Annotated in this window: 1 protein-coding gene; it reads right to left on the reverse strand. The window is 69.8% G+C overall.

Translation table 11 applies throughout. The features are described from left to right. Window positions 1–97: 97 nt before the first annotated feature. On the reverse strand, window positions 98–1,124 hold a 1,027-nt coding region (locus tag ACDELDRAFT_RS22815; protein WP_005801489.1), incomplete at its 5' end, for a putative bifunctional diguanylate cyclase/phosphodiesterase.

Consider the following 1,124-nt stretch of genomic DNA (forward strand, 5'->3'; position numbering starts at 1 on the left):
AGGCGTTAGGCGTTAGGCGTTGGGCGAAGCTTATGCACGCCCTGTCGTCGCCCCCGTGGGCAACCACGCCACCGGCGTGGGGTGGCCCACCCCGCTCTCAGCCGGCCTGCTGGGCGCGCACCAGCGCTGCGAACGCCTCGGCCGGCAAGGGCCGGCTGCAGTGGTAACCCTGGAAGGTGTCGCAGCCGCGTTCGCGCAAAAAGGCCAGTTGCTCCGCTGTCTCAACCCCCTCGGCCAGCACCCGCAGGTCCATGCTGTGGCCCATGGCGATGATGGCCGCGCTGATGGCCTTGTCGTCCGAGCTTTGCGGAATGTCGCGGATGAACCCTTGGTCGATCTTGAGCACGTCGATGGGAAACCGCTTGAGCTGGGCCAGCGAGGAATAGCCGGTGCCGAAGTCATCCACCGCCAGCCGCAGGCCCAGGTCGCGCAGGCGGCGCATGGTCTGCAGCGATTCCTCAACGCGCTCGGCGAGCGCGCTTTCGGTGATTTCCAATTCAAGCAGAGAAGCCGGAAAACCACTTTCCTCCAGCGCCGAGGACGCACAGCCCACCAGGTCGGTGAGGTGGAACTGGCGCGGCGACACATTCACCGCCAGCGTCAGCGCCGGCAGCCCCTCCTCGCGCCAGCGCTGGCCCTGGCGGCAGGCCTCGCCAATCACCCAGGCGCCCAGCGGGCCGATGATGCCGGACACCTCGGCCACGGGGATGAAGCGCCCTGGCGGGATCAGCCCCTCCTGCGGGTCGTTCCAGCGCACCAGCGCCTCGGCGCCCACGATGCGGCCCGTGGCGATGTCGATCTGCGGCTGGTAGTGCAGCACCATGTGCCCGTGCGCCAGCGCCAGGCGCAGGCGCGATTCCAGGGCCAGGCGGTCGCGCGCCGACTGCGTCATTTCCTCGGTGTAGAAGCACCAGGCGCCGCGCCCCAGGGCCTTGGCGCCATAGACGGCAGCATGCGCGCCCTGCAGCAGGGTCTGGGCCGTGGCGGCATGTTCGGGGAACATGCAGATGCCCACGCTCACCCCCGCCACCACCTCGAACCCCTCGGGCGAGCGCCAGGGCTCTGCCACCGCGGCAATGAGCTGGCGCGCCACCGCGGCCGCTCCGTCGGCATGGCGCAGGTTG

The organism is Acidovorax delafieldii 2AN (assembly GCF_000175235.1).
GTDB classification, from domain to species: Bacteria; Pseudomonadota; Gammaproteobacteria; order Burkholderiales; family Burkholderiaceae_C; genus Acidovorax; species Acidovorax delafieldii_B.